Source organism: Stenotrophomonas sp. T8, from assembly GCF_051853085.1.
Lineage (GTDB): Bacteria > Pseudomonadota > Gammaproteobacteria > Xanthomonadales > Xanthomonadaceae > Stenotrophomonas > Stenotrophomonas sepilia.
In genome coordinates this window covers 76377-102880 of sequence record NZ_CP195329.1, presented here as the reverse complement: position 1 = coordinate 102880, position 26504 = coordinate 76377, and the positions used below count along the sequence as shown (strand labels likewise).

The window sequence follows — 26504 nt, the reverse complement described above, 5'->3', positions numbered from 1 at the left end:
TTGGCTCCCTGCCATGGGTTTCAACCCTAGCGGGTTGGCGCTGGGCACTGCAACCAAGCAAAGAAAAAGGCAGGGCCTGCACCCTGCCTTCTTCATGCGGCACGCTGCCGGGCGAGTCCGGCGTCAGCGCCTTACAGCTGGATCCGCGCCACGCTCTCGTCAGCGCCCTTGTCATCCTTCTCGCCGTTCTTGATGCTCACGAACAGCACGTTGTTCTTCGCATCCAGCGCCAGGCTGTTCGGGTGGGTCGGCACCGTGTAGGTGGCCACCTTCTGGTAGCTGTCACTGTTGTACGCCGTCACCGTGCCCGCTTCGCGGTTGGTCACGTACAGGCGCTTGCGCGGTGCATCCAGCAGGATGCCCAGCGGGCCGGCATCGGTCGGGATGCTGGCCAGTTCCTTGCCGGTGCTGCGGTCGAGCACCAGTACGCGCTGGCCCGGATGCTTGCTGACCAGGCCGCTGCTCTTGGCCTGGTAGCCACGCAGGAATTCCGAGCCCTGGTCGGTCACGAACAGGCGCTTGCCCGCCGGGTCCAGCGCGATATTCATCGGCTGCTCGGCGGCGATCCTGTGCTGCGCCACCACCTTGTTCGAATCGGTGCCCACCACCACCAGGTCGGCCAGCAGGTTGCTGGTGTAGACGCGCTTGTTGGCCGCATCCAGCGCCAGGCCCGGTGCCTTGGCATTGCCCAGGCCATCAATGGTGTTGATCACCTTCAGCGTGGTGGTATCGATCACGAACAGCACGCTGCTCACGTCCGGCTGGCTGCTGTGGCCGGTCACGTACAGGCGGTTGGCCGCGCTGTCGACCACCAGCTCGCGCAGGTCGTGGGTGTAGGCGGCCTTGCCGTCCTTGCCGGCTTTCTTCTCCATCAGCTGGATGGTGCCGACGGCCTTGTTCTGCGCGGTATCGACCACGGTCACCGACAGGTCCACGGTGTTGCCCACGTACAGGCGGTTGTGGGCGTCATCCAGGACCACACCAAAGGCCTTGCGCTCCAGCGGAATGCGGGTCTCCACGGCCAGCGTGGCCGGGTTCAGGCGCAGCACCTGGGCCGGGCCGGCGTCATCGCCGAAACCGCCAGAGGAGGCCACGAACACGGCGTTCTGCTTCGGGCTGTAGGCCAGCTCGTACAGGCCCTTGGCCACGGCCTGGCGCTGCACGGCGGTGGTGGCGCTGGCGGCGGGCGCGTTGTCGGCGAACGCGGAGGGCACGCCGAGGCTGAGCGAAACGGCAACGGCCAGGGCGGCCGAGCGGAAGAGAGGAGTACGGAACATGCGAGCGTCCTTGAATGGGCACGGGAAGGTGTCCTGGCTCGCTGGGCCGTACTTCGACGGCCCGCCCCGCATCTGTCTGCGCGGGGTGGGCTGGCTGGGGTTGCGGGGGAATGGTAGCAGGTGGGGGGCGTGGCGTGCGCCGGCGCGGGCATGGCCGACGCTCGACCTCGATGCTGCGCCCGCCGCTATGCCATCCGTGGGCCGTGGCTCTGCTGAAGCTGCTGCTCCTCCTGCAGGCGCTGCGCGTCTCGCTGCGGCTCATTCTGCTGCAACTGCGCGACCCGATCGAACGAGGCCTCCACCGGTGCCTGCGCAGCCACCTCCGCCGGCATGCTGGCGCGCTGGTGTGCCGGGTCACTGCGGTCCCCCTGCACGATGAACAGCTGCGGTGCGGTATCACCGCGCTGCTCGCCCAGCACCACCTCGTCCACGCGCGAGAACTGCTGCTCCTTCGACAGCGCGAGCAGGCTGGCACTGACATTGCCGTTGCGCGCCCCGAAAGCGCCGAGGTCGGCCACCTGCTGGTGGATCTGGTTGAGGCGGGCATGATCGTCGTGCGCAGGGTCTGCGGGCGTGCCGCTTGCCGCGAGCGTACTGTTGCCGCGCCACTGCTCGCCGTTCTCGGTGAACATCCACTCGCGGAAGGTCTGCTTCGGCATCGGGTTCCACTGCACCTTGTCCAGCTCGCTGCCCTTCACCTGCTGCGGAATGGCGTTGACCGCGCGGATGTTGTCCAGGACCCTGGTAGCGCCCTCGTAGTTGGTGATCTCCCCGGCCAGCCCGACCGGGCGCAGCCCAGCGTGGTTCAGGGCACCCCAAGCGAAATCGGTGCAGGCGTTGGAGAAGAAGTCGTATTCCATGTCGAAGCCGTGCTTCTTCGGGTCTGCCGAGAACTCGAGGATGCGGTCGTACTGCGCCTTGCTGATCTCGATCGTGCGCTCGAAGCGGGGTTTGTCGTAGACCAACACATCCATGTCATCGACTTTGCCCCTGTTCGGCTCGTCCTTGGTGCCTGCGTGGGTGAAACCCACGCTCTCCGGCAAGGGTTCACCCGAACGGCGCAGCGACAGGAAAATGTGCCCCGCGAACGATGGCTCCAGCAGAAACCTGTTTCCCTCAGCATCACGGCCGTAGCGCGGCGTGCCGGGGGCCGCCAGATGAATGGTTACGCTGTAGCGTTCGGCATCGTCCTTGTGCATGTCTACTTTCCTAGTGATTGGTAGCCAACGATCAGTTCTGCTTTCAGGCCTTCCAGCCGGGGCCGATCCTCCACAAGGTCCACCCGCAGAACGTAGCGTCCGGGTGCAATGCCTCCGACCTGCGCCAACTGCAACGTGCGATAGAGCACCTCTTCAGAGTACAACCCGGCCTCGGCCAAGCTGTTGATGTCCACGCTCCCCGTCGTCAGGTCTGTTACCACGCCATCCTCCCCGATTTTCTGAGAATCGCGTCCATCGCGAGTACGCTGCCAGAGCTGCACAGGACCAGGTGCACCGCCATCAGTACGCTCCAGGCGCAGCCGCGTTGGCAGCCGTCCCAGCGTGATCTTCTCCGAAGCATCCAGCAGCCGTCGGGCATCGGTATCCTGCAGCCGCAACCCGATGTTCAGGATCGGAATGGCCGGCTTCTGGGCCGCCGGCAAATCAAACGTGACCTCGGCAATCCGACCGGCCTTCTGCAACTGCACGGCCCGCGTGAACGGCACAACCGTGCGGGCCTCGGCCTGTGCGCGCGTCAGCAGGGGCGGCGCAACCTCAGGCGCAGGTGACGCACGGCATGCCGTCAGCGCGCCCAGCACCGCCAGTACCACCAGCCCCCGCCGCAGTGGCCGCGTCATTGCTCCTTCAACCGCAGCGAATCGGCCACATCGGTCTTGGCCGCCACCTCGGTGGCGATGCTGGCGCGGCGGTGCCCTGGGTCGTTGCGGTCGCCCTGCACGATGAAGATGCTCTCCGCCGCATGGCTGCTCTTCGTCGGCCGGCTGAGCAGCACGTGGTCCACGCGCGAGAGGTTGTTCTGCTTGGCCAGCACCAGCAGGCTGGCGCTGATGCGCTGGCTGGCCGCATCGAACGGGCGCCCATGCGCGGCATCCAGCTCGGCCACTTTCTGGATCAGCTGCGAGAACAGGCGATGGTCCGGATGCGAAGGGTCCAGCAGCGTGCCGGCCACTTCAATCGGCGTCGGCGGCGGCTCATCGCTGGCGCGGTCGCCCTGGCGATGATGCTCGGCCTCGCGCTCGGGCATCGCATGATGGGTTTCGGCATTCAGGTCGCTGCCCGGGAACGGCGCGGCGATGCACTGGATCTCCGGCAGGTTGAACAGCACCGCGAACTCGCCCAGGTTGCTGCTGCCATCCAACGGCGCCGGCAGCGGATGCAGGCCGGCGTAGTGCAGGGCCGCCCAGACGAAATCGCTGCAGCGATTGATGGTGGCCGGGCGATCAACGTCGAATTCGAACTCGGCCGGTTCCTCGGCGAAATCACGCAGGCAGCCGTAGTGCTCCTCGGTGATTTCCAGGGTGCGGCTGTAGTACGGATCCAGGTGCTCGTCGGCATCATCGTGGCGCACCTGCGCGTACTGCACGCCGGTGCGGGTTTCGCCCGGCGCCTGGCGCGGCGGCGCGAAGCCGTAGCTGTGGGCCTCGTCGCCCGCAGCGACCTGCAGGTACATGTGGCCGCGCGGCGAGATGCCCCCACTTTTCAGCGGGGTGCCGGGTGCGGCCAGATAAAGGGTTGCGGTGTAGCGTGTTGCCTGCTCCATGCCTGTTCAGCCTTGATGGGTACTGCGGTCCTGGGCGGATGATGGCATAGGTGGGATGGGGGCAGATGCAAGAAGAGAGGACGCCGATCGCGACTTGCTGAATATGTGAGCCAGCGTGCAGTACTGGACCCGGGCGTGAGCAAGGTCCCGGCAACGACTGGAGCTTGCCATTCCACCGTTCTATAGTCGTTCCGGTCATGCAAGGGAATCGCCCATGAGCAGAGCGCCGGCTTGCCGGCTTGCCTCCTTCGCCCTGGTGGCGGTGCTGAGCACCACCGCCTGCGCGAAAGCCCCATCTACGGAAACGGGCCCGAACGACCCCCCCATGTCCGAAGCCGCAACCAGCCCCCGTACGGTGGGTGGACATACCTATACAACGGAGCCCGTAGAGGCACGAGTGGGCCCGCGCCGCTTCATGTTCCCGGCCAACCTCTACTACAACCAGACGGGCCCCCTGGCCGATGGGGGCGTCATGCTCACGGTGTTCTGGCCGGATTTCGATGCAGCGCCTCCCGGTGATCGCCCGGTTCGCAGCTCGCAGGACAGCCGGCGGCAGGTGCTGGTCGAGCTTAGATACATCGATCGCGTTCCCATCCAGAACTATCTGGCGCGTCGGTCCAGCAGTGAGACCACCAGCGCGCCGGGATCACTGGAGCGAAGGGACCCGGTAGAGAACCTCGCGCTGCGCGTTGCACAACCCGAACGCTGGGGTCTGACGCCGTATGCGATCGACCCATCGTTGATGGCAGCCTATGCAAAGGACTCGGAGGCTGCTCTGGGCAGGCCTTACGTGCACAACCCAGGAATGGAACCAGACTGGTATGTGGCCCGCTCGGCGGAGGGCCAACTGACAACGTTCATCAGCTGCGACCCGGCAGACCGCATTCCTGACGGACTTGTAGTTCAGGCAAAGACACTTGAACGCGCTGGCGAAGGCCAGATCGCAATGTGCCGCCATTCCATCGTGGACGTGGGCGACAGCATCGCCATCGAGATGAACTATGCACGCGTCATGCTGAGCGACTGGCAGCGTCTGGAAACCAGCGTTCGTGATCTTCTGGAACGATATCGCGTTCAGCCGTGAACGATGGAGGTCCGGGCGCTCTTCATTCGGGTCGCACAGTACCTTCAACACCGTCAGGGACTCACCGATGGGCATCACAACGAAAGAGGCTTCGGCTTTGCTCTCCGCCATCATGACCAAATTGCTTCGGCCGCAGCTACGTCGAGCTATGCCGCGCGCAGCTCGCATTGGGGCAATTTCCGGACTGTCGGCCTTGCTCACGCTAACATCTGCATGTGCCCGATCGACGGATACGTCTGCCGTCAATGAACGTGCCGCTGCCGCAGATACGCAGCCTGCCCGCATCTCCATGGCCGAGCTGCAAAAACGCATTCTCGCCTACGCGGATTCGCTCAGGTCAAGAGCGGACATCAGTCCGGACAAGTTCGGCACGGCGATCGGTGTGTCATTCGTGCCAGACGAAAAGGTCAGCATCAGGCACATCGCGAAGGACCTGACAACAACGGACGGCTATAACTATGGGGTTACTTCTCTATCGGTTGAGTCGGCACGTGAGTTCCCCAACCAAGAGGTGATCTTCTATCAGCTGGGCAAGCAGCCAGTGACAGATGCTCCGAATGGCGTGTGCTACTGGGAAGCCGAAAGTGCCGGACGAGCGCTCGAAGCCCTCGGATACAGAACCGGAGCAGAAGTGCCATTTCAGAGAGGGGGCATCAGGCAGTACCGGCGCCCCATCACCGGTGGTAACCAGGGTATGGATACCAGCCTGTTGACCTATCGTTCCGATGAAGGTGATACAGCGAGAACCTGCGTCTACGCGGTCCAGTTCGGAGGGGGAGACAGATGAATACGATCCCCCCTCTATCGGCAGAATGCCGAGCTGACTTACCCGTGACACTCAGCGTACCGGCGGTGGCGAGGCTGCCTTACTTGGGCCTGCGCAAGTAAGCAACCAGGAGTTCCGGCTGGTACGGCTCAAGCTGTGGCAGAGGGGAGTGCAGTTGCACTTCAACCCGGTATCGGCCCGGCGACGGATTGCGTGCCCATGCGAAGGCCAGCTGTGCATAGTTATCATCGGGTCGTTCCAGCCCAGCATTCTGCAGCGCCAGCACGTCAACATCGTCCAGCCACGCATTTGTCACTCGACCATCGGCGGGGATGGGAATTGTTCTGGCAGGTTCCCCAATGACCCATTCCAGCCGGTGCAAGGGCACGTCCTTCCATCCACTCGATTCCAGGCGCTGCATGGAAACCTTCGCCTGGAACCCGGACGCCCGAACATCGGCCAGTGCCCCAAAAGCCGCGGTGTTATCCGTGCGGTCAACGCGAATGCCGATCATGAGCGTTGGAGAGGAATTTTTGCTGGGAGCAGCCACATCGAACTCGACCGTCAATGGTGCATCCATTGACGAGGTGGGCATGGCTCGCACAAGCGGCACCAGATCCGGACGATGGGCCTCTGCTATCGAGCCTTCGTCGCGAGCCGCATCGGGCCGGCACGCGGTAGCCAGAAGAACGAGTAGTGCTGCGAGCATGCATATCCGGCGCATTCCATGTGGCGTCATCTTCAGTCCTCCGTCCAGGTCGCCAGTGCAGTGCATGCCCTACTCATCCCCCGCTCGCCGCACGAATCTGTATCTCGTGCTGCACCCGCTGGTCTTCCAGCTGCTGGTCCATCTGATTCGCCAGCGCACGCTGATGCGCTTCACGGCTGACCGCATCGAACTGCTGCAGTGATTCCTCCACCGATGTCTGCGCCGCCAGCTCGGTCGGCATCGCAGCACGCTGGTGTGCCGGATTGCTGGGCTCGCCCTGCACCACGAACAGCGTGTGCCCAGCCGGGTGTTAGTGCGTGGCGTTGCTCACCAGCACATGGTCCACCCGTTCCAGGTCGTTGTCCTTGGCCAGTACCAGAAGGCTGGCCGTCATGCGTTCGCTGACTTCATCGAAGCTGCGGCCGTGCTTGGCGTCCAGCGCTTCCACGCCCTCGCGGATCTGCTGATATAGCGCGTGATCGGGGTGGCCGGGCTGCGTAGGATCCTGCAGCGCCAGGTTCGGGGCCGATGCCTCATCCGGTGCGGGCGCGGCTGGCTCAGGGCTTGGCGCTATCGTGGGCTCGGCAGGAACAGGGACAGCCGCAGCGGTTGGCTGGAGGTCGTCCAACGGAGCCGGTTCGGGCTCTGGCACGTGTTGTGCCGCTTCCTGCTCCAAAGGCCATGGATCGCGCGCAGGCTCAGCAGGCAGCGGCTCCTTGAACGGCACCGGCTCGACCTCCTGCACTGCCATGTACTGCTTTGGAGTGGGAGCAACCGCAGGCATCGGGGCCATCTTCTCCGGTTCCGATGCCTGCTCTGTGCGCTGCGTGGGCATCATCTGCGTTGCCGCATCCAGAGGCGCGGCGACATGCGGCATCGCGCGCTCAGGTGCGGCCGGTTGTGCCTGCATCGGCCCAGCGGGCTCCGGCGTCTGTGAGGCGATACGGTTTTCGGTAGGCGCCTCGCTGTTTGGATGGGGCTGAGGTTGCGGCTCCGCCTCACGCCGCGGCGGATCGCGCTGCTCGGAGTGCCATTGAGGCGCGGGCTTGTCCTGTGGCGCGGGCGTAGGTGGTGGTGCGACCGCTACCGCTGGCGTGACCGCTACCGCCGCAGGCGCAATGGGCTGCGCAGTCGCAGGCTCTTCAGGCCGCACTTCCACATTCCCATCCTGCTCGGATGGCTTGTCGCCATGTGCCACCTGCGCGGCTGCTCGTGCAGCCTGTCCTGCATCTACCTGCGCAGCACCCAGCCGATTTGCCTCCTGCATTGCCTGCCGGTACACCTCCTGCTCACCCGCCGACAGCGCTGCAATGCGTAGCTCGGGCGAGTCCGGCAACGGCGCCTGCTCATTGGCACGCGCACGCACCTCATTCCATGCGGCCTGCAGCTCCTGCGTGCTGGTGGTCGCGACGGCGCGCGCCACGCCATCCTGACCCACCTGGTAATGGGTGATGGGCCGGGACGCGCCCGCGTTGCCCTCGGCTAAAGGCCCCAGTTCCTGCAGCGTGGGACCCGCAATGCCGTGCTGCTCGCGCGTGCGTGCCGTGGCCAGGGCAATGGCCTGCTCCCACGCCGGGGTCAGCGCGATGCCCGCAGCGTAGTAGCTGTGGCGCAGCTCGTTCTGGTTCACTTCCGCCGCAGATGGCAACCGTCGCGCGTCCAATGCGGCAATGGTCTGGTTGAACTGATCGAGCGACGGCTGCTGGATGGTGCGGGTCAGCTCCAGCTCCAGCGCCATGTTCCCCTGTGCGTTCTGGCCAGCATGGCTCCACTGCCCTGCTTCATCGCGCTGGTAGAGCTGGTTGTCCGAGCCCTGGATGGCGTCGGGCCTGGCACGCGCCTGCTCCACCGCTTCCGGCACCAGCGGCACGAAGTCGCTGGCGCGGGTAGCGGCGTAGGTCTCCAGGTAGCTGGCGGCAATCGCGGCCTTGCCGTTGGCGATGTTGTTCTCGATGCGTTGCACCGCCTCACGATTCAACTCGTTGGCGCGTTCGGGGCTGGCGGTCTGCGTCTCATACACACCCCGGTCGTTGGCACCGGACACGCCGATCTTGACCTGCCGCGTCCACTGTTCGGTCTGCGCATCGCGGTGCCAGTTGGGATTGTCCAGACGGGCCTCGCCGTCCTTCGCCGGGATGCTGAAAGGATCCTGCGGCGGCGGCGCCTTGCCCAGCGCCAGCTCTACCGCTTTTACATGGGCATATGCGCCCAGCTCGCGGGCCTTCTCGTAACTGGCGCCCACACTACGCTCAGCCGGATTGCCCAAGCCGTCGCCCGCGCTGTCCATGACCGCCTGACGCTGCCAGTTGCGGCCATCGAACTGCCATGTGACATCGGCCTTGTCGGTCTGCCGGTAGATGGCGCGGTTGTCGAGCAGATCGGCGCCCTTGTCGAACGCCTTGCTCATCAGCAACGCATCGCCCGCGACGATGGCCGCAGGGACGAAGCTGGACATGCCGATCACCGATGCCGTGGCCATGCCACCGATCCAGCCACCGCCGTTGCGTGCCAGAGCGTGGGTGAGCTCGGACTGGGCGGCCGTGCCGTTGCCTTCTTCCAGCAGTTGCGAGGTGCGGCGGGCGGTGATGACAGCGTCGGCGCCGGAGGCGAGCAGGCCGCCGGAGCGGATCAGTTGGCTCGTGGAGGCTTCGCCGAGGAGGAAGTCCAGGGTAACTCCGCCGCGTTGCCCGACCGGAGCACGAAGGCGTGACGCGGCCTCTTCACCAAGAACAGACTCAACTACAAGAACTCCGCCCGGAGACATCTGGAGACGCCCGGCTTGATGGGCATCAGCGATAGCATTCGACAATCCGTTACGCTGCAGCTCGATGTTGCCGCCACGTATCAGCGGCTGTCCGGATCCTTGAAAGTGCTGGAGCGTGTATACAACGCGGCTCTCGTTGGGTGTGACGGCGCTCCATTGCCTGGAAAGAACGGAAGACTGCTGGTGGTGCTCCAGCTGTCCAGAGTACTGCTGGGCGTACTCCTCGGGCCTCCTGTAGAACTCCCTCGTCTGGACACGCGCCTGATCTGTGCTTTGTCCTAAAGCAGTGTTCGTCCGCAGGTCTCCGTTGACCAAGCCGACCTGTGAAATGTCGCTCAACCGATGAACTTTGGCAGCGATGCGATCCATTGCCTCCAGGTCGCCAGCCAGCGCTGCTTGGCCATCCCGGCTTCTCTCGAGGCGGGCGAGATTGGCCTCCAATCCGATTCGATACTCACGAATCGGTCCGCCGTTGTGAGGTGACACCCCCAAGGCCTGCGCGAGCGCCTTGTCGTGGGGCATATTGATCAGGTTCTGATCGGCATCGATGTTGAAGCGACCCGCATCAGCCAGAGCCTTGAGCAAGCGACTATTGCCAAGCATCTGTTGCTCGATGGCGTGATGCTGCTGAAAAATGGGAACGACTCGAGGCATCTGGAGGCTCCTTCCGTGCAGCCGCACTTAATCAGATATCTGATGCATCAATAAAAGATATTCCACTCAACTCCGGATCATCCGGCACTCCAGCAGCATGCACAGCATCCACAAACCTACGATCAGCGATCACGAACGTGCTGAACGGTGTGAGGAAGACATGCGCTCCTGCCAGTGCATCGTTCTTGAAGGCCAAGCTGGCCCCGCCTGCAATCGAGTAGAACTTGCCATTGACGAATTCATCGTCAATCTCGATATCCAGCCGTGAACGATCCTCGTCCACTGCGTCCAGCTCTCTCACTACGTCACACAGAAAGTGGCGTGGCCCCCGCGAGCCATCTGCAAAGCGAACATCACATTCGGCGAATGCAAAGGCGCCTGGATCCAGCGCGTTCATTACGCTCTGGAGTCGCTCCGAGACCAGCCAGTACCCACTGAAGCCACCCTCCAGATCCCGCGGCGCAGGCCCCTGAGAAGCATCGAACACAATTCGGGGCTTCTCCCGGAGCTCGGGAAATCCACCGTTCTCTGGCCTGAGGATTATCCGCGGTGGCGACAGCAGCGCCTGAACGTTCTCGAAGATCGCTCCTCTGAAAGGACGATTGCTTTCCAGGTCCGGCGCAAACAGGAAGAATCTTCCCGATTCAGGCCCATTGATTGCCATCGGTTCCATCGTCGTTTTCCTTTGGGCTTCTTGCAAATACGATCTGTGAGAGAGCTTACATCGATCACACTTGGACCTGACAGCGAGGATGTGGAGAGGTGTCGAGGTCCTCCGCGAGCCCACCTCCAGACGGAAGGTAGAGATGATTGAGCGATTCATCCTTAGCCAGGTATCCCGCCTCGACAAGCCTCTTGACGAGAGGATGATCCCTGAACACCACCTGCTCAAAGACATGATGACTTTGTAGAATTACGCTTTCTGCGGGCATAGGATTCCGTTCCCAAGAGGGCGAAAAGTGCTGTTTAACTAGTAGCCTGCAGCGTCTTCAATCCACACGCCGCGCGGATTGATCACCATTCCAAATCCATGCTCGATGAGCGCGTCGCGAAGCACTCTGTCACAGTAGACACGGCTGCCCGAATGGATATCCATGAATACATGCGCATCAGCCACTTCCGCTTCCTTGAAGGACAACTTGCCGCCACCTGAGAGGCTGTAGTACTTGCCGTTCCGGTAGCCATCCAGAATTTTCACACTCGATGCATTCTCGTCAATCGCGTCCAGAATTCTTATCACCTCACACAAGTAGTGAGGCTCACCTTCTGAACTGTCCTCGAGCTGAAAGGCACACTTCGCAAAGGCAAAGCCTTCGGCATCGATGTTCTCCATTACATCCTTCAGGGGTTGAGAAATCAGCCAATAGCCGTTGAATCCGCCTTGCAGATCCAAAGGCATATCACCCACTTGGCTATCGAAGCGAAGCTTGGGAACAACCCTGAGTGATGCAAGCCAGCCCACCTCAGAAGGCTCGCTCATGTAGGTCGGCCAAGGGATTTCCTCTTCATTGTCCAATTCGACCCCATGACCACGACCAGGCGCACCCATATCGGGGCTAAGCACGTAGAAGCGACCTTTAGGGGGCGCAACTCTATTCATGCCGTCCTCATTCATTCTCGTTATCCACTGGCGTCAGCGAGCTCAGGCAAACATTGTTCGGAACGCACAGATCGAGATCGCATTGTCATTAAAGATTGGGCTCCAAACCGCAGTGCTACTCAATCTTCGGAGGACCGTCTGGCCCAACAGTTCACAACGTCTTCGAACCAGAGCCCGTTGCATGTTCTGGCGGTCACGATGCCGGCACCTTCTACTGCGTTCTTGAAGATGTGGTCGCAGAAGACTCCCTCGTAGTAGGGGAGCCGGAACACGTGAGCGTCAACGATGGCCTCCCGCTTGAATGCCAGACGCGCGTCGCCGGTCAGGTCGTAGTACTTCCCCTCTTCATAGTCGTCACTCACGATGATCTTCAGCTGGGATGCTGCCTCATCCAAGGCATCAATGGTTCTGATGACATCGCAAAGGAAATAAGGGCCACCCATTGCTCCATCAGCGAGTCGATAGTCAGTCTCCCTGAAGGCAAAAGCACCTGGGTCCACGGCCGCCATCACCTCGCGGAGACGCCCGGAAACGAGCCAATAGCCGCTCATTCCAGCTTCAAGATCCTCCGGTGGCCACCCCTCACTTGGGTAATACACTAGACGCGGTGTCTCGCGCAGAGGCGGGAAGCCCCCCTGATCGGGACGCAAGAGGAAATTTGGAGGGGTCTTCAGGGAAGACTCGTTCTCAAAAACGACGCCATGCCCTTTGCCGCGCCGTCGGGCATCTGGGCGCAACTCGAAGAACTCGCCCTTCTTTGGCAGATTCGAAGTCATTGTTTGCCTCACCTCAGAATCAATCTAAATAAGCGTGCCAAGAGCTTATCAGAGGGTGCCAACCTTCCATGCCCTCCTCGAGTCATGCCCGAGCGCTCACAGCCTGAAGTCCTCTCCGCCGACATAGCGCACTACTGCTGCTCTCCAATTCCTCTGGGCGCTCTGAAGTCCCGATGCGGCCTGCCTCTTACCGCCCTGCCTTCAACTCAAGCACTGAATAGGCATGACTGCTTTTTAAACCGTTCTGCACCGGCAAGCAATCGGACAAAAATGAAATCGATCTTAAGTTCGACTACCGATCCCGTTCCATGAGACGCGCCGCAGCCGTCTTCAATTTTTACATGCGGATTATGCTTAGAATGACGCGCGCCATATCAGACATTGGCTGCGTCCTTGAACCTCAGGCCACGCATTTCACACTCGCTTCCAATTCCCGCAGCGCGTATGGCATCCCGGAACATGCGATCGCAGTAGACAAGGTCGCCGGAGTACGGGCTCCTGAAGACATGACTGTCCCCAATTACGTCCCTCTTGAATGCCAAGCTTGCTCCGCCACGAAGGTCGTAGAACTTCCCGCCCGGATAGCCCTCATCGACGATGACCCGGAACTTCGATGCTTCCTCATCGACGGCATCCAGCTCGCGAGCAACCTCGCACAGGTAGTACGTTGGGCCCTCTGTGCCGTCCGGAAGCACGTAATCACACTCCACGAACTCAAAGGCGACGGGATCTATTTCGGTGAAGGCCATCTTGAGGCGCTCTGATACCAACCAGTAGCCACTCATTCCTCCTTCGAGGTCCTGCGGTGGATCCCCCAGCTCTGGATCGAGCACCAGACGCGGTCTCTGCGACAGATGAGGAAAGCCGCCTTCTTCGGGGCGGATGATCAGCCTGAGAGGCGTCAGCAGTGCGTCCTCATTCTCGATCTCAACTCCATGCCCTCTTCCCCTTCGAGTCGTGTCGGGCATCAGCAGATAGAATTCACCAGGCACAGGCTGATTACGTTTTGACGAGGGCATGTGCTTGTTTCTCTCCCAATTTTAGGCATGTACCGCACTCCGCACACTTGCAGCATAGGTCGCGAGGTTAGCGCCGGTGGGACCGACTCAGCAGTTCACCACATCTTCAAACCAGAGCCCGTTGGATCTCTTGGCCGTGACGATGCCGGCAGCTTCCACCGCATCTTTGAACGTTCGGTCGCAGAATACCCCGCCCTGGAACGGCAATCTGAACACGTGAGCCGAACCCAGCACTTCGCGTTTGAACGCCAACCGGATATCACCGGTCAGGCGGTAATATTTCCCTGCCTCGTACTCATCGCTGATCACGATGTTGAGCTGGGACGCTTCTTCATCCAAGGCGTCCAGCGTACGGACCACGTCGCAAAGGAAGTAGGTTGGTCCCTTTGAACCGTCTTCCAAGCGATAGTCGGTATCAGCGAAAACGAACGCGTCAGGGTCTATCTCTTCCATGACCTGGCGCAATCGCTCGGAGACCAGCCAATAGCCGCTCAACCCGCCTTCCAGATCCTGTGGAGGGACGCCCTGCCGCTCCTGATAGACCAAGCGCGCGACTTCACGCAGTGGGGGGACGCCACGGGCTTCGGGCAACAGGATCAGTCTGGGAGTCGCAAGCAACGCGTCCTCGTTTTCAAAGACCACCCCGTGACCCTTTCCTCTACGGGTAGCATCCGGTCGTAGCTTGAAGAACTCGCCCTTGCGCGGCCGATGGGTGGAGGTTGATCCCATGCTTGTCATCTCACCATGTGAATGTGAATCGAATTCGCTCGTAAGCAGTTGAAGCGAATCCAGAAGGCGCCCAAGGGTCCGATCCTCAGAGCTCTGACTCAGATGCTGGCCGCGTCGGTGAACCAGAGGCCCCGGGATACGCGCGGCCCACCGATTCCAGCGTTCCACACAGCGTCGCGGAGCTCTCTGTCGCAGAAGACGAGGTTTCCCGAGTAAGGCGTCCGGAATATTCTGGCGTGGCCGATGACCTGCTTGCGGAACGCCAGACTGGCTCCGCCCCTAAGGTCGTAGAACTTCCCACCTCGATAGCCTGCGTCAGTGATGATCCGAAGTTTCGAGGCTTCTTCGTCCACCGCATCGAGCTCACGGATTACATCACACAGGAAGTACCGCGGCCCCTTGGATCCATCGGCAAGACGGTAATCACACTCCACAAACTCGAAGCCAGCCGGATCTACAGACACAAGAGCACCGCGTAATCGTTCGGAGACCATCCAGTACCCGCTCATGCCCCCCTCCAGATCCTCTGGGAGGCTCCCCTTCTTTGCCGAGTAGACGAGCAACGGCTTCTCCGCCATGGGCGGAAAGCCGCCCTCTTCGGGTCGCAGGATCAGGCGTGGCGGGATGCGCAGCCGCTTCGCGTTCTCGAACACGACGCCGTGCCCCTTTCCCCCACGCGTGGTATCAGGCATCAGGAGGAAGAACTCGCCAGGAACAGGCTGGTTCGACTTCAATGCTTCCATGCTCTTTCGCCTCCTTTAGCTATGATGCGCCGTAGCGAGTCTGCCCCGTTCTACCCCGACCTTGCGCCTGGTGCAATCAGATCACTGCGAGATTCCGAACCTGGTCAAGCATGCGTCCCACGTCTTGAGACGCGCTCCAGCCATCCTCCCTTTCCCCTCTGGAGGATGACATGACCAAGATCGACCCCGCATCGCTGGAAGCCTTCGACAAGGAGCTCCTCCGCCTGTTCGCCATCGACCATCGCGATGCCGGCATGGATGAATACCTGCTGGGCTGCTACACAGACCTTCCGCCGCGTGAGGCTGCCCTGGCGTTCGGCAGCGACTACGACCTGGAGCGCGACGATGCGCTGTGGCCTCGACCGCGCGTAGCGGGGCAAAGTTAAGCTGTGTCGCAATCGGCACGCTGCGCGAACGGGCCCTCTGGGCTACGTGTCGCTTTTGGGATCCCGAACAGCTGCAAACCGTGCTTTTCAATGCGCATTCGGGCGATAACTTAACACCGGCCGAAACCACTGCACCGCAAGGGTTCTGCCGCGCGTGCGCCATGCAACAATGCCGTAAGCGTCAGCATTTACGGCCTCCGCGGCCTACGGTTTCTTGGCATCTCGCAAGCATGCGAGTACACCTTGGCATGCCACCTCACACAGGGTGGCGCGGGCGTCGAAAACCCGGTCAACAACCATGTGTTTGCGCTTGTCAGCCGGCGTCACGTTCGTGTGACGCCGGCTGGCAATCCGTTCGCGGTCCATGGCGGGCGGTGCGTGGGGGTCTTCGGACCCGCCGGATTGGTTGTTGACCGGTTTTCGAGCCTCGCATCGTCCGCCACTTTTATCGGTGGCGCTGCTGTCTGTCCTGTACGGAGCATTGCCATGAGCACATCGGACTTCCGTTCCCTGCACGCGCAGTACGATCCGGACAACGCCCAACCCGAGCGCGAACTGTCCGTCGATCCCAACGCCTTCGTCGCAACGCTGCACCGCATCGGAACCGGTGCGGCTGCGGATGGCCAGCCTTGGCCGGAGCGGCATCAACTGCCTGGCCGGCGTCTTCAACTGGCAGACGCGGATTGCGCGTTGGCAGGGCTGCGTGTGGTGGCCGAGCTGATGCTGGCTGCGGAGCGGACTAGGCAGAACGGCGCGCCCGAGGAATACCTCGGGGATCGAGTTATGGAAGGGTTGAAGATGGCGTGTGTGGCGTTGACTGCGCAGGCTATTGAGCGGCTGCAGGTTCGGGAGTAGAGCGCACCTCGCTGCGCACATCGAATGCAATGCAAGGATCGTATGCACGGTCCGAAGCATTCGCCGCTGTCTGAGCCTTTAGCCTCTAACACTAGCCTCACTATGCCGAGCCGGACTTTGCTTGCCCTGACGACGGCAGCGCTATTGGGACTGATCATTGGAGGGACGTACGCGCCGGCCACCGCAATGAGTTTTGAGAACTACCCAAGACTCACCGACTCGGAGTTTGCCCTGTTCCAGGCCGACGCCGAGAGCTTTGCCGAAGCATTGGCTTGCCAAGGCGTCACCATCGAAAAACATGATTCCAGTAGACGCTTCTTTGATATGAGCGTACTTGGCGATGCCATACTGTTCGTGGACAACTCTGGGCCGAGTCTTCTAATAGTCACCATGTCTACGGTCGCAAGCGATGCTATGGAGCTACAGCGCTGGAAGGATGGATGGGGCTCACCCGAGGGACGCAGGAGGAACTTGAGCCTGCCTGAGCACAGCTGCCCCAGGTTTGCGTCCCGATAGACTCATCCGTACTCTGCCCCAGCGGCCGAATGCGTCAACCAATGACACAAGGAACCTGGTTCTAGCTAGAATCCTGAGCACTTAGCTTTCGGGACAGGGATCTAGGATGGAACTCCCATTCGAGGTGGGCGCGCTCTACAACCGTCAAAAGCAGATCCACGGTGTATTTGGCGGGCAACAGCAAGGCGGCATTTCGACACCCAAGGAGTATCCGCTAGTCATCGCGTTCACTGGCGAGGCCGGCGTGTCTCATGGCTACCATGATTTCTGGGACGACGACGAAGTCTTTCATTACTTCGGCGAAGGTCAAGTCGGAGACATGAAGTATGTGGCCGGCAACCGAGCGATCGGCGAGCACGTCAAAGATGGCAAGACGCTCGTGGTGTTCCAGATGATGGGCAAGGGGCGGCCCTACCGATACCTTGGTAGGTTCATGTGCCAGTCCTCCTACGTTCGGCCTGGCACGCCAGATCGGGAAGGGCAGCCAAGATCTGCCATCGTGTTCCGTTTGAGATCACTGGAAGCTTCAATTGGCCTCGCGGCGGGTGAGACGGACCAGGCAGAGATCGATGCCGCTATCGATGACGTTGGCGCGACGACCACAAGACGCGAAACCGAAGTGCGGACGAAGCAACGCCTGTTCCGCGAGCGTCTGATCGGCGTTGAGAAGGGGTGCCGGCTGACCGGCATTGAGGATCTTAGATTCCTCCGTGCGAGCCATATCAAGCCATGGGCAGATAGTACTCATAGCGAACGCGTTGATGGGGAGAACGGCCTTCTGCTGGCTCCGCATGCGGACCTACTCTTTGATCGCGGCTGGATTAGCTTCTCGTCGGCCGGTCGCCTGCTGATTTCGAGCGGCCTACCGTCTGACGTTCAAGTTCGGCTTGGTCTGAAGTTGGATGCTTCACTTCGATGTGGAGTCTTCTCCGCGAAGCAACTTGGCTTCTTAGAATTTCATCGAGACGTTATTTTTGACAGACGGCGAGGCACTTTAATCCCCATATCTTAAGAGTTCACAGGAGCATTGCTCGGCCACTACGCCTCTTAAGCAAGCGTCGACACGCACGGTAATGAGATGAGATCAACTGTTGAACCGAACTCTCTCGCCCTGATTAGCGGTCGGGGTAGGAGGCCATTACTGAAGTTATCATTCTTTGCCACCAACTGCGCGGCGCACTTGGCGGAGAATGGTTAGCCCGCCAAGCGCGATTTATGGCCCATCTTCGTTGCAATCGCGCCGCCAGCTTTCGATATTGGAACGGACATAGAGCGGTGTAGGAAGCAATTTCTATTACGGCATTCATCGCGCAGTTATTCGATGAAATACTGGCGCAGACCTTTCTGGATCGACTTTGTAGTTCAATCAAACACTGTCCCCCTTTTCATACACCCACTCCAGCGTCACCCCACGTCATATTTCGTTGTCATTGTGTACCCAAACTACTTGGGACTGGCTGGCAAGTCTGCCAGAACCCGGATACGCCCTTTCCAGAAATTGGTCGCTCAACCTCGATAGCTACAGAAGCCCCAAGGCTGACTTGCTCGTGTTTTTCTTATCACACAAAGCCTCCTGACTTATTTTTTTGTACGCCTTTCGGATAGCGACTTCAGCCTTCTCTTCAGAAGATCAACTTCCCCCATTACTCTGCGATCACTAGATTTTGACTTCAGATACGCATCTAGGCGCGCGAGCTCCCTCGCAGCCAGGGGGAGCTGCGCTGGCCGAGCCTTCAAGAGGCCCCAGGTCATCTGGACAGAACACCTGTACCAAGGAATTCCGAGCTCTTCAGCCTTGGAAAGCGACAGATCGCAAGCACGCGCGTCGCCTTTTCGCGCCTCAATCATTCCCCTGAGGAACCAAGCTTCCGCATCTCCAGGCAACAGATCCACCGCGGCCTTTGCTTGATGTAGCGCGGCATCCATATCCTGCCGCGCCGAAAACAAGAAATAGGCAAACTTCGACCTCAAGTGCCCATTCATACTATCCGAGGCAACGGCCTGCTCAAATAGCCTCTGGCTCTCGTCTATCTTTCCTTCGCGCCGCGCAATCTCAGCAGCTTTGGCTAGTGGGGTTCGTACGGCGTCCGCCGCAGTTCCTGCCAGGTATCTGGAAGAATTCTTAACCATTGCCGAGACGCGCGCAGTAACTCTCGAGACGTTCTCTGCAGTCGGCGACTCCGTTCCATCCGCAATTCTAACTTTTTGCCCACTAGCGAAGGCAACGAAGTTTCTTGAAAAACTTACCTGTATGTCATTAGCAACAGTAACAAATGACGCAATCCCGCTCGACTGCTGCAGGACTCGCTCCATTGACGAAACTGAAACTTCAAATTCCTCACAGCATGTCTTGAAAGAGTAAGACTGATGTACGTCGCCCACTCTTGCCATCAGGAGAAGCACCCGCTTCTCATCTAACGAGAACTTTGCCCACACATCTGCAAAGAGGAACTCACCGAGATCCTTGCTGAGCATTTTTGAAACACGATCCGTAGCGCGCGATATTTTTCTAACACCGGGATCGCAGAGAGCGCTTACGAAGGCTTCCAGGACAATCGGCCTTCTTTCGATCCTGTCAATTTCCCTCTGTAGCTCCTCATCAGACGCCTCATATCCCAGCTTGCACTGAAGGAGGCGTGAGCGATCTCTAACGAAGTCGATCGCTTCTCGCATCTCGAACACGGGGACCTCAATTGGTGAGGCTTCGAGATGCTCCATTCGCCGCGAGGTTAAAAGCACCCTACCGACCCTGCGGGCAATCTCTTTAATCTCCTTACCTACAAGTCGGCCCTCGCCCTCGTCGGAGATAAGAGTTTCCGTGTTATCGATGACGAGCCAGATCTCCTGTCTCTTCAATCCCTTCAACTCCTGGATCTTCCCCTGAAGCTGCAACGCAGCCGAGGACAGATCGAGTCGATAGAAATCGTTCGCGGGAAATGCTCCGAAAAGAAGAACATGAATATTCGCAAGAAGCTCAATTAAGTGAGGCTGCCCTGCCTTAATAGGCTCAAGGCCATCGAGGCCCCACTGTGTTCTCTTTGCCGTGTAAAAGATAACAACCTTGGGATGCCAGGAAACCTTAATATCCTCTTCCAACACACGATGCATAAATTCGATCGCGAGTGTTGTCTTGCCGTAGCCCCCGTCACCGTAAACGAGGCAGGCCCGAGCATCAGCATCCTCGTACCATTCGATCAGCTCATCAACTTGCGATTGCCTACCTGCGAAAGAGTCAGTCTTTCGATCGGGTATAAATACTTCTGGGCACCAGCCATTTTCCCATTTTACGAGCGCAGGAAGTTCTTTTACCCCCAGTCCAGCAAATGGGTTGGACGCATCGTAGTTGAATTCTGCACGTCCCCCTTCACCGTAAAGCTGGCAATAGACTCTCACCCTGTCCGACGCTATCCGGCGAATTTTCCGGATAAGTGCCGGACTCCCATCCCAAACCTTGAGGAAATGCAGAAAGACTTCATCAGGTGCACTGCCGACGACCAAGCCCTCCGCTGTAGCTCTGGGAAGCACCGGCGCTAGGGAATCCACCAGATAGGCGATCGCGTCCACCTCGCATTCTGGACGATAATCCCCCAGCAAACCGTGACCCTCGGCGCCATTGTTCCGAATTTGTATTAGAGCACGTAGAAGTCCAAGGAAATTCTTAGGCTGCTCTCCACAAATTTGCTCAGCGGGGCGAGTCCCGATGCCTTTGATCAGAATTCTTGATACCCCCGACCATCCCGTCTGCTCTGCGCAAATGAGAAGACTGTCTAACGCATCAACAAGAGAACCATCTGCAGGTTGCCAAAGCGAATCGACGACACTCCTGGCGGGCGCAACGGAAGGATCGGGGACTTTCTGCCCAACCCATTCGGCAAGACCAAATACTGCCTGCTGCAGAAGGAGCCTAGTGGCAGCGATTACTTTGACGCGCAGCTCAACATCGTTACTGGTTGAGCGAATGTCGTTAACAAGGCTATTGAAGTATTGCTGCATCACTTCCCCCTTATCCTTAAGAGACGCAGAAAGAAAAACGGGGCAGCCCAAGGGCCGCCCCGTTTAATCTAGCATGGACAATGAATAATCAAACCCCAACAGGATTAGCCTTCTCCGGATCAATCTTGTACTGCTTGATCGCCCGGGCCACATCCTTTGCGGTCATCTTCCCTTCCTTCGCCAGCGCCGCAATCGCGGCATGCGCGATGTAGTAGCGATCCACCTCAAAGAACCGACGCAGGTTCGCACGCGTATCCGAACGACCAAACCCATCCGTGCCCAGCACCGTGTAGCTCATCGGCACGAACGCACGGATCTGGTCCGCATACGCACGCACGTAGTCGGTGGCGGCAATCGCCGGGCCCTGGCGGCCTTCCAGCAGCTGGGTCACGTAGGCCTTGCGCTGCTCACCTTCCGGATGCAGGCGGTTGGCACGTTCCACGTCGAAACCATCGCGACGCAGTTCGTTGAAGCTCGGGCAGCTCCAGATATCAGCGGTCACGCCGAAGTCCTTGTCCAGCAGCTCGGCCGCGGCAATGGCTTCGCGCAGGATGGTGCCCGAACCCAGCAGCTGCACGCGCAGCTCGCCCTTCTTCGGCTTGCCGGCGTCGGTCAGCAGGTACATGCCCTTGACGATGCCTTCGGCCGCGCCTTCCGGCATTTCCGGGTGGGTGTAGTTCTCGTTCATCAGGGTGACGTAGTAGTACTCGTCCACCTGGTCTTCCATCATGCGCTTGGTGCCGTGCTGCAGGATCACCGTCACTTCGAACCCGAAGGTCGGGTCATAGCTGCGCACGTTCGGGATGCCGCCGGCCACCAGATGGCTGAAGCCATCTTCGTGCTGCAGGCCTTCACCGTTCAGCGTGGTGCGGCCGGCGGTGCCACCCAGCAGGAAGCCGCGGGTACGCATGTCGGCGGCCTGCCAGGCGATGTCGCCCACGCGCTGGAAGCCGAACATCGAGTAGTAGATGTAGAACGGCAGCATCGGCACGTTGCTGACCGAGTAGCTGGTACCGGCGGCCATCCACGAGCTGATCGCACCCGGCTCGCTGATGCCCTGCTGCAGCACCTGGCCGCTCTGGTCTTCGCGGTAGAACATCAGCTGGTCGGCATCGACCGGCTTGTACTTCTGGCCGAACGGCGCGTAGATGCCGATCTGGCGGAACAGGCCTTCCATGCCGAAGGTACGGGCTTCGTCGGCCACGATCGGCACGATGTGCGGGCCCAGCTCCTTGTCGCGCAGGGTGATGTTCAGGCTCTGCACGAACGCCATGGTGGTGGAGTAGCTGCGCTCGCCGCTGCTCTTCAGCAGGCGCTCGTAGGCTTCCAGCTTCGGTGCCACGAAGGTCTTGTCGGCCTTGCGGCGGCGCTGCGGCAGGTAACCGCCCAGCGCGGCACGGCGTTCCTGCAGGTACTGCACTTCCGGCGAATCCGGGCCCGGGTGGTAGAACGGCACCTGGCCGTCGGCCAGCTGCGCGTCGGTCACCGGAATGTTGAAGCGGTCGCGGAAGTGGCGCACCGCTTCGTCGTCCAGCTTCTTGGTCTGGTGGGTCGGGTTCAGTGCCTCACCGGCGCTGCCCATGCCGTAACCCTTCACGGTCTTGGCCAGGATGACGGTCGGCATGCCCTTGGTGTTCACGGCCTGGTGGTAGGCGGCATACACCTTGTGCGGGTCGTGGCCACCACGGTTCAGGCGCCAGATGTCGTCGTCGCTCAGGCCGGCCACCATCGCAGCGGTTTCCGGGTACTTGCCGAAGAAATGCTCGCGGGTATACGCGCCGCCGAAGGCCTTGCAGTTCTGGTATTCGCCGTCGACGGTTTCCATCATCAGCTTCTTCAGGACGCCGTTGGTGTCCTTGGCCAGCAGGGCATCCCAGTAACCGCCCCACAGCAGCTTGATCACGTTCCAGCCGCCGCCACGGAACACGCCTTCCAGTTCCTGGATGATCTTGCCGTTGCCGCGCACCGGGCCGTCCAGGCGCTGCAGGTTGCAGTTCACCACGAAGATCAGGTTGTCCAGGCCTTCACGGCCGGCCAGGGCGATGGCACCCAGGGTTTCCGGCTCGTCGCTCTCGCCGTCGCCGATGAAGCACCACACCTTGCGGTCGGACTTCTCGATCAGGCCACGGTTTTCCAGGTAGCGCATGAACTGCGCCTGGTAGATGGCGGCCAGCGGGCCCAGGCCCATCGACACGGTCGGGGTCTGCCAGTAGTCCGGCATCAGCCACGGGTGCGGGTACGAGGACAGGCCACCGCCATCCACTTCCATGCGGAACTTGTCCAGCTGCTCTTCGCTGATGCGGCCTTCCAGGAAGGAACGCGCGTAGATGCCCGGGGCGCTGTGGCCCTGGATGAACAGCAGGTCGCCCGGGTGGTTTTCGCTCGGGGCGCGCCAGAAGTGGTTGAAGCCCACGTCGTACAGGGTGGCGCCGGAGGCGAACGAGGCGATGTGGCCGCCCAGGTCACCCGGCTTGCGGTTGGCGCGCACCACCGTGGCCATCGCGTTCCAGCGGATGATGGAACGGATGCGCCATTCCAGCTCGGCGTTGCCCGGGCTCTTGGCCTCGAACTGCGGTTCGATGGTATTGACGTATTCGGTGGTGGGAGAGAACGGCAGGTAGGCGCCCGAACGACGGGTCAGTTCCACCATGCCTTCCAGCAGCTGATGCGCGCGCTCGGAGCCCTCGACATCAATAACGGCCTTCAACGACTCGATCCACTCCTGGGTTTCCACAGGATTCGGGTCGTTGTTCAGCACCTCGTTCAACCAGTTCATTAGCGCTCCCATAACCGCACGCACGCGCGCGACTGTTGTATAGATTTCTAGACCGCAAAGTGTAGCGCACCAAGGGCTTTCGTCACTTGGCTACGCTGGCGTATGGATGCAACCGGCCAGTGTCCGCAAGGGGCTTGCCGGGCCCGCTGATGGCCCTGCGGCGGGCCTTGGCGGCGGCGCGGGCTGTCGCTTGCGGGCCGCTGCGCCCATGCGCAGGACGCAGTGTTACTGCTGCCGATGACGGTTGTAGGGCAACTCCGGCACCGCCGTAGGTGGGCGCCGGGCAGCGGTTCTGAACCGGCGACAACATGTCGCACCTGCCTCTGGATCGCTGCCAGTCGCGGGCCCAGGGTGGGTCGCGAGTGATGGGCCCGATGGCCCTGCTCCCTTCCACAGCATCGCCGGGGCGCCTCGCAGGGGGCGCCCCTTTTGCTGTGCGCACGAAGGTCCGTGGCCCAAATTGCACCTGCTTGTGGCCGGATCGGATGTTGTCGCTTTCGACATATCGATATATCGTTTGCACACTCGTTTACCGATATATCGAAATGAGCCGAAGCCCCTCTCCCAGAGCCCGTTCCACCGATTCAGCGGTGCCACGTCGCAATGGCCAGCCGCGGGTGCTCAGCCGCGGCGACCTGCGCCTGCTGGTGCTGGCCCTGATCGGCGAGCAGCCGCGCCATGGCTACGAGCTGATGCAGCTGATCAGCAACCAGTTCATGCAGGCCTACACGCCCAGCGCCGGCACCATGTACCCGCTGCTGGCCAGCTTCGAGCAGGCCGGCTGGATCGAGGCCGAGGAAGTGGATGGCAAGCGGATCTTCCGCATCACCGCTGCCGGTGAGTTCGAGCTGAAGGTGCAGCGCACCCAGGTACGCCTGGCGCAGCGACGTGCCTTCGACCGTGCCCGCGAGATCACCAAGGCCTCGCTGCCGCCGCCGCTGGCCACTGCCCTGCGCGAGTTCAAGCGGGCGCTGGTGCATCACCACGGCCGCTGGGCCGAGGGCGAGGCGGACGAAGTGGCGGCGCTGCTGACGCGGGCCTCGGCCCTGCTCAACGGTACGGCCGGTAGCGAGCAACCACCGATTTCAACGACCCAGCCAGACTGAATCCAGCCAGGTCGCCCCTACGCCGCGCGCCCCCGCGCGACACCTTTACAGGTAACCCCCATGACCGAACACAACAACACGCGCCTGCGCCTGGATGTGCGCTTCCGTGAACTGACCGTGCTGCGCACCGAAGAGGTCACCCCGCACATGCGCCGCATCGTGCTGGGTGGCGACGACCTGGCCGGCTTCGATTCGCCCGGCGCCGACGACCACATCAAGCTGTTCTTCCCCAACGCTGCGGGCGAGATGGTGCTGCCGGTGCTGACCGCCGAAGGCCGCAGCTACCCGGCCGGCAAGGCGCCTTCGCCGGCCCGTGACTACACCCCGCGCTGGTGGGACCACGAGCGCGGCGAGCTGGCCATCGACTTCGTGCTGCACGACCAGGGCGTGGCCGGGCCGTGGGCCGAACGCGCACAGCCGGGCGACATGCTGGTGATCGGCGGCCCGCGCGGCTCGTTCGTGGTGGCCGACACCTACGACGCCTACGTGCTGATCGGCGATGAAACCGCACTGCCGGCCATCGCCCGTTGGCTGGACATGCTGCCGGACAGTGCCGAGGTGCAGGCCTTCATCGAAGTGCGCGACGAGGCCGAGCGCCAGGACCTGCCGCAGTACGAGAACGTGCGCATCCACTGGCTGGAGCGCAACGGCTTCCCGGCGGCCAGCAGTACGCTGCTGGAAGACATGCTGACCGACTTCGAGGCCCCGGACGGCGATGTCTTCTACTGGATCGCCACCGAATCTCGCCGCGCACGGATGATGCGCAAGTTCATCGAAGGCCACCTGGGTGTGCCACGCGACTGGATTCGTTCCACCGGCTACTGGAAGGCGCATCCGGACGAAACCGACGGCGATTGATCAAAAGGCAGTGGGTGCGGACCCTGCTTGGTGGGTGCGGACCGTTGGTCCGCACGCCTTTGACGCACCTTCCTGGGTGGGTGCGGACCGTTGGTCCGCACGCCCTTGACCATGTAGAGCCGAGCCCACGCTCGGCTGCTTTTCGCTCCACCCTCGCGTTACGCGCGATGAGCCGAGCGTGGGCTCGGCTCTACAGGAGCACTGGGCGCCGCCTGCCGCATCCACCCGAACCGCTGCGCGGCCCAGATCTCCAGCGCCACCAGCAGCGCGATGATCAACAACGGCAACAGCAGCCCGAAATACACACCGGGCATCATGCCGTTGATCTGCGCCTTCACCAGCCGCAGCACGCCACGGGTGTGCAGCAGCTCATCCACGTGCATGGTCAGCGCCTCGCGCACCACTTTCGGTTCCAGGCCGAGGGTACCGGCCCGTTCCACCAGCGTGTCTTCCACCATGCCGCACAGCAGACCTTCGCGCACTTCCGTGGGTGATACAGCGGGCCATTGTGGAGCCGAGCCCATGCTCGGCTGCTCGTCGTTCCGCCATCGGAAAACCCTCGCGCTGCGCGCGATGAGCCGAGCGTGGGCTCGGCTCTACAGGTATTCCATCGCCCGGTTCAACGCATCCGCCGGCAAGCAATGCGACAATCGCGCTCCTTTCCTGCAGCAACGAGGCCCACATGGCCAAACTGACCCTGGCCAGCGTGGATGCGCTGCGCGCCCGTTTCGCTGATGACGCTGCCTGCGACGCGGCCCTGGCCGCCTTCGCCGACACCGCTGCACTGCGCGCGCCGCTGCGCGAGCTGGTGGAAGCACAGCACCGCTACCTGCAGGCCGAATTCGAAGTGGCGCAGGTGGCCGACGTGCTGCGCCGCGACCAGAAGTACGCGCCGGTGGGTCGGCCTTCGATCAACATCGTGCAGCTGCGCAAGCAGCAGGCTGCCACCAAGCAGGCGGCGCTGATCGCCCGCCAGAGCGTGGCGCAGGCGGCGCAGACGTTCGTGCGGGTGAGCGGGATGACGGTGAAGGCCAAGCAGAGCCCGAGCGAAGCATGTGGGGCGTGGCTGGGCGCGTTGCGCTGAGGGATCGTGCGGACCAACGGTCCGCACCCACCAGATGCAGGTTGGCACC

Annotated in this window: 22 protein-coding genes and 2 pseudogenes; 8 read left to right on the top strand and 16 right to left on the bottom strand. The window is 61.4% G+C overall.

Translation table 11 applies throughout. The features are described 5' to 3' along the window. Positions 1-131 precede the first annotated feature (131 nt). From ACSDHM_RS00475 to ACSDHM_RS00460, 4 genes are all read right to left on the bottom strand, one after another. Positions 132-1277: a YncE family protein gene (locus tag ACSDHM_RS00475; RefSeq protein ID WP_439426555.1), complete on the bottom strand. Its 1146-nt coding sequence runs from the start codon at positions 1275-1277 to the stop codon at positions 132-134. 185 nt (positions 1278-1462) lie between these two features. Beyond that, positions 1463-2476 carry an XVIPCD domain-containing protein gene (locus tag ACSDHM_RS00470; protein ID WP_439426554.1) on the bottom strand — a complete coding sequence of 338 codons (1014 nt, stop codon included), beginning with the start codon at positions 2474-2476 and terminating at the stop codon, positions 1463-1465. Positions 2477-2478: 2 nt separating this feature from the next. Continuing rightward, the gene (locus ACSDHM_RS00465; protein WP_439426553.1) at positions 2479-3114 is read right to left on the bottom strand and encodes a hypothetical protein; all 636 of its coding nucleotides are present in this window, start codon (positions 3112-3114) and stop codon (positions 2479-2481) included. Beyond that, positions 3111-4037, bottom strand: coding sequence for an XVIPCD domain-containing protein (locus tag ACSDHM_RS00460; RefSeq protein ID WP_439426552.1), 927 nt, complete (start codon positions 4035-4037; stop codon positions 3111-3113). The genes ACSDHM_RS00465 and ACSDHM_RS00460 overlap by 4 nt, the downstream gene beginning before the upstream one ends. 325 nt (positions 4038-4362) lie before the next feature. Between ACSDHM_RS00460 and ACSDHM_RS00455 the strand changes: the two genes are divergently transcribed. Both ACSDHM_RS00455 and ACSDHM_RS00450 read left to right on the top strand, forming a co-directional pair. Next, a complete protein-coding gene (locus ACSDHM_RS00455) occupies positions 4363-5121 on the top strand; it encodes a hypothetical protein (protein ID WP_439426551.1) in 759 nt (252 codons plus the stop codon). A gap of 67 nt (positions 5122-5188) precedes the next feature. Beyond that, complete coding sequence (locus tag ACSDHM_RS00450) at positions 5189-5908, top strand: hypothetical protein (RefSeq protein ID WP_439426550.1); 720 nt, start codon at positions 5189-5191, stop codon at positions 5906-5908. A gap of 79 nt (positions 5909-5987) precedes the next feature. Here the strand turns inward: ACSDHM_RS00450 and ACSDHM_RS00445 are convergent, their stop codons facing one another. The 9 genes and pseudogenes from ACSDHM_RS00445 to ACSDHM_RS00405 all read right to left on the bottom strand — a co-directional run bounded on the left by ACSDHM_RS00445 (position 5988) and on the right by ACSDHM_RS00405 (position 14881). Next, entirely contained in the window at positions 5988-6662 is a 675-nt protein-coding gene (locus ACSDHM_RS00445; protein ID WP_143592484.1) for a hypothetical protein, read from the bottom strand. A gap of 7 nt (positions 6663-6669) precedes the next feature. Continuing rightward, the gene (locus ACSDHM_RS00440) at positions 6670-6837 is read right to left on the bottom strand and encodes a hypothetical protein (protein ID WP_439426991.1); all 168 of its coding nucleotides are present in this window, start codon (positions 6835-6837) and stop codon (positions 6670-6672) included. A gap of 3 nt (positions 6838-6840) precedes the next feature. Further along, positions 6841-9003: pseudogene (locus ACSDHM_RS00435) on the bottom strand (XVIPCD domain-containing protein); the annotation flags it as partial. A gap of 1042 nt (positions 9004-10045) precedes the next feature. Further along, a complete protein-coding gene (locus ACSDHM_RS00430; protein ID WP_439426549.1) occupies positions 10046-10687 on the bottom strand; it encodes a DUF1629 domain-containing protein in 642 nt (213 codons plus the stop codon). 297 nt (positions 10688-10984) lie between these two features. Then, complete coding sequence (locus ACSDHM_RS00425; protein ID WP_439426548.1) at positions 10985-11629, bottom strand: imm11 family protein; 645 nt, start codon at positions 11627-11629, stop codon at positions 10985-10987. A gap of 104 nt (positions 11630-11733) precedes the next feature. Next, positions 11734-12390: a DUF1629 domain-containing protein gene (locus tag ACSDHM_RS00420; RefSeq protein ID WP_088496207.1), complete on the bottom strand. Its 657-nt coding sequence runs from the start codon at positions 12388-12390 to the stop codon at positions 11734-11736. A 374-nt stretch (positions 12391-12764) separates the two neighbouring features. Continuing rightward, on the bottom strand, positions 12765-13409 hold the full coding sequence (locus ACSDHM_RS00415; protein ID WP_439426547.1) for an imm11 family protein: 645 nt from the start codon (positions 13407-13409) through the stop codon (positions 12765-12767). 87 nt (positions 13410-13496) lie between these two features. Further along, positions 13497-14138 (bottom strand): DUF1629 domain-containing protein, encoded by a 642-nt coding sequence (locus tag ACSDHM_RS00410; protein ID WP_439426546.1) that lies wholly within the window; start codon positions 14136-14138, stop codon positions 13497-13499. Between the two features lie 98 nt (positions 14139-14236). After that, positions 14237-14881, bottom strand: a complete 645-nt coding sequence (locus tag ACSDHM_RS00405; protein ID WP_439426545.1) for a DUF1629 domain-containing protein — start codon at positions 14879-14881, stop codon at positions 14237-14239. A gap of 170 nt (positions 14882-15051) precedes the next feature. Between ACSDHM_RS00405 and ACSDHM_RS00400 the strand changes: the two genes are divergently transcribed. The 3 genes from ACSDHM_RS00400 (at position 15052) to ACSDHM_RS00390 (ending at position 17650) form a co-directional block, all read left to right on the top strand. Continuing rightward, complete coding sequence (locus ACSDHM_RS00400; RefSeq protein ID WP_439426544.1) at positions 15052-15267, top strand: hypothetical protein; 216 nt, start codon at positions 15052-15054, stop codon at positions 15265-15267. A gap of 486 nt (positions 15268-15753) precedes the next feature. Continuing rightward, positions 15754-16122: a hypothetical protein gene (locus ACSDHM_RS00395; RefSeq protein ID WP_439426543.1), complete on the top strand. Its 369-nt coding sequence runs from the start codon at positions 15754-15756 to the stop codon at positions 16120-16122. Between the two features lie 622 nt (positions 16123-16744). After that, positions 16745-17650: an HNH endonuclease gene (locus ACSDHM_RS00390; RefSeq protein ID WP_188241569.1), complete on the top strand. Its 906-nt coding sequence runs from the start codon at positions 16745-16747 to the stop codon at positions 17648-17650. Positions 17651-18216: 566 nt separating this feature from the next. Here ACSDHM_RS00390 and ACSDHM_RS00385 read toward each other — a convergent pair. Then, positions 18217-20631 carry a hypothetical protein gene (locus ACSDHM_RS00385; protein WP_439426542.1) on the bottom strand — a complete coding sequence of 805 codons (2415 nt, stop codon included), beginning with the start codon at positions 20629-20631 and terminating at the stop codon, positions 18217-18219. An 88-nt stretch (positions 20632-20719) separates the two neighbouring features. Further along, positions 20720-23407, bottom strand: coding sequence for a pyruvate dehydrogenase (acetyl-transferring), homodimeric type (aceE, locus tag ACSDHM_RS00380; RefSeq protein ID WP_088496216.1), 2688 nt, complete (start codon positions 23405-23407; stop codon positions 20720-20722). Between the two features lie 545 nt (positions 23408-23952). Between aceE and ACSDHM_RS00375 the strand changes: the two genes are divergently transcribed. After that, positions 23953-24513 carry a PadR family transcriptional regulator gene (locus ACSDHM_RS00375; protein WP_072167692.1) on the top strand — a complete coding sequence of 187 codons (561 nt, stop codon included), beginning with the start codon at positions 23953-23955 and terminating at the stop codon, positions 24511-24513. 60 nt (positions 24514-24573) lie between these two features. Then, on the top strand, positions 24574-25371 hold the full coding sequence (locus ACSDHM_RS00370; RefSeq protein WP_072167691.1) for a siderophore-interacting protein: 798 nt from the start codon (positions 24574-24576) through the stop codon (positions 25369-25371). Between the two features lie 158 nt (positions 25372-25529). On the opposite strand, the pseudogene ACSDHM_RS00365 reads toward ACSDHM_RS00370, so the two are convergent. Beyond that, a pseudogene (locus tag ACSDHM_RS00365) lies at positions 25530-25856 on the bottom strand (hypothetical protein); the annotation flags it as partial. A gap of 197 nt (positions 25857-26053) precedes the next feature. On the opposite strand from ACSDHM_RS00365, the gene ACSDHM_RS00360 reads away from it, so the two are divergent. Next, positions 26054-26455 (top strand): hypothetical protein, encoded by a 402-nt coding sequence (locus tag ACSDHM_RS00360; protein ID WP_312539613.1) that lies wholly within the window; start codon positions 26054-26056, stop codon positions 26453-26455. Positions 26456-26504 lie beyond the last annotated feature (49 nt).

Excerpts from the sequence above, each read along its gene's own strand:
- ACSDHM_RS00385 (WP_439426542.1), bottom strand. The coding sequence starts at position 20,631 with ATGCAGCAATACTTCAATAGCCTTGTTAACGACATTCGCTCAACCAGT.
- ACSDHM_RS00440 (WP_439426991.1), bottom strand. The coding sequence starts at position 6,837 with ATGCCGACCGAGCTGGCGGCGCAGACATCGGTGGAGGAATCACTGCAG.
- ACSDHM_RS00395 (WP_439426543.1), top strand. The coding sequence starts at position 15,754 with ATGAGCACATCGGACTTCCGTTCCCTGCACGCGCAGTACGATCCGGAC.
- ACSDHM_RS00475 (WP_439426555.1), bottom strand. The coding sequence starts at position 1,277 with ATGTTCCGTACTCCTCTCTTCCGCTCGGCCGCCCTGGCCGTTGCCGTT.
- ACSDHM_RS00410 (WP_439426546.1), bottom strand. The coding sequence starts at position 14,138 with ATGGGATCAACCTCCACCCATCGGCCGCGCAAGGGCGAGTTCTTCAAG.
- ACSDHM_RS00415 (WP_439426547.1), bottom strand. The coding sequence starts at position 13,409 with ATGCCCTCGTCAAAACGTAATCAGCCTGTGCCTGGTGAATTCTATCTG.
- ACSDHM_RS00420 (WP_088496207.1), bottom strand. The coding sequence starts at position 12,390 with ATGACTTCGAATCTGCCAAAGAAGGGCGAGTTCTTCGAGTTGCGCCCA.
- ACSDHM_RS00405 (WP_439426545.1), bottom strand. The coding sequence starts at position 14,881 with ATGGAAGCATTGAAGTCGAACCAGCCTGTTCCTGGCGAGTTCTTCCTC.
- ACSDHM_RS00370 (WP_072167691.1), top strand. The coding sequence starts at position 24,574 with ATGACCGAACACAACAACACGCGCCTGCGCCTGGATGTGCGCTTCCGT.
- ACSDHM_RS00430 (WP_439426549.1), bottom strand. The coding sequence starts at position 10,687 with ATGGAACCGATGGCAATCAATGGGCCTGAATCGGGAAGATTCTTCCTG.
- ACSDHM_RS00465 (WP_439426553.1), bottom strand. The coding sequence starts at position 3,114 with ATGACGCGGCCACTGCGGCGGGGGCTGGTGGTACTGGCGGTGCTGGGC.
- ACSDHM_RS00400 (WP_439426544.1), top strand. The coding sequence starts at position 15,052 with ATGACCAAGATCGACCCCGCATCGCTGGAAGCCTTCGACAAGGAGCTC.
- ACSDHM_RS00390 (WP_188241569.1), top strand. The coding sequence starts at position 16,745 with ATGGAACTCCCATTCGAGGTGGGCGCGCTCTACAACCGTCAAAAGCAG.
- ACSDHM_RS00450 (WP_439426550.1), top strand. The coding sequence starts at position 5,189 with ATGGGCATCACAACGAAAGAGGCTTCGGCTTTGCTCTCCGCCATCATG.
- ACSDHM_RS00445 (WP_143592484.1), bottom strand. The coding sequence starts at position 6,662 with ATGCACTGCACTGGCGACCTGGACGGAGGACTGAAGATGACGCCACAT.
- ACSDHM_RS00425 (WP_439426548.1), bottom strand. The coding sequence starts at position 11,629 with ATGAATGAGGACGGCATGAATAGAGTTGCGCCCCCTAAAGGTCGCTTC.
- aceE (WP_088496216.1), bottom strand. The coding sequence starts at position 23,407 with ATGAACTGGTTGAACGAGGTGCTGAACAACGACCCGAATCCTGTGGAA.
- ACSDHM_RS00470 (WP_439426554.1), bottom strand. The coding sequence starts at position 2,476 with ATGCACAAGGACGATGCCGAACGCTACAGCGTAACCATTCATCTGGCG.
- ACSDHM_RS00455 (WP_439426551.1), top strand. The coding sequence starts at position 4,363 with ATGTCCGAAGCCGCAACCAGCCCCCGTACGGTGGGTGGACATACCTAT.
- ACSDHM_RS00375 (WP_072167692.1), top strand. The coding sequence starts at position 23,953 with ATGAGCCGAAGCCCCTCTCCCAGAGCCCGTTCCACCGATTCAGCGGTG.
- ACSDHM_RS00360 (WP_312539613.1), top strand. The coding sequence starts at position 26,054 with ATGGCCAAACTGACCCTGGCCAGCGTGGATGCGCTGCGCGCCCGTTTC.
- ACSDHM_RS00460 (WP_439426552.1), bottom strand. The coding sequence starts at position 4,037 with ATGGAGCAGGCAACACGCTACACCGCAACCCTTTATCTGGCCGCACCC.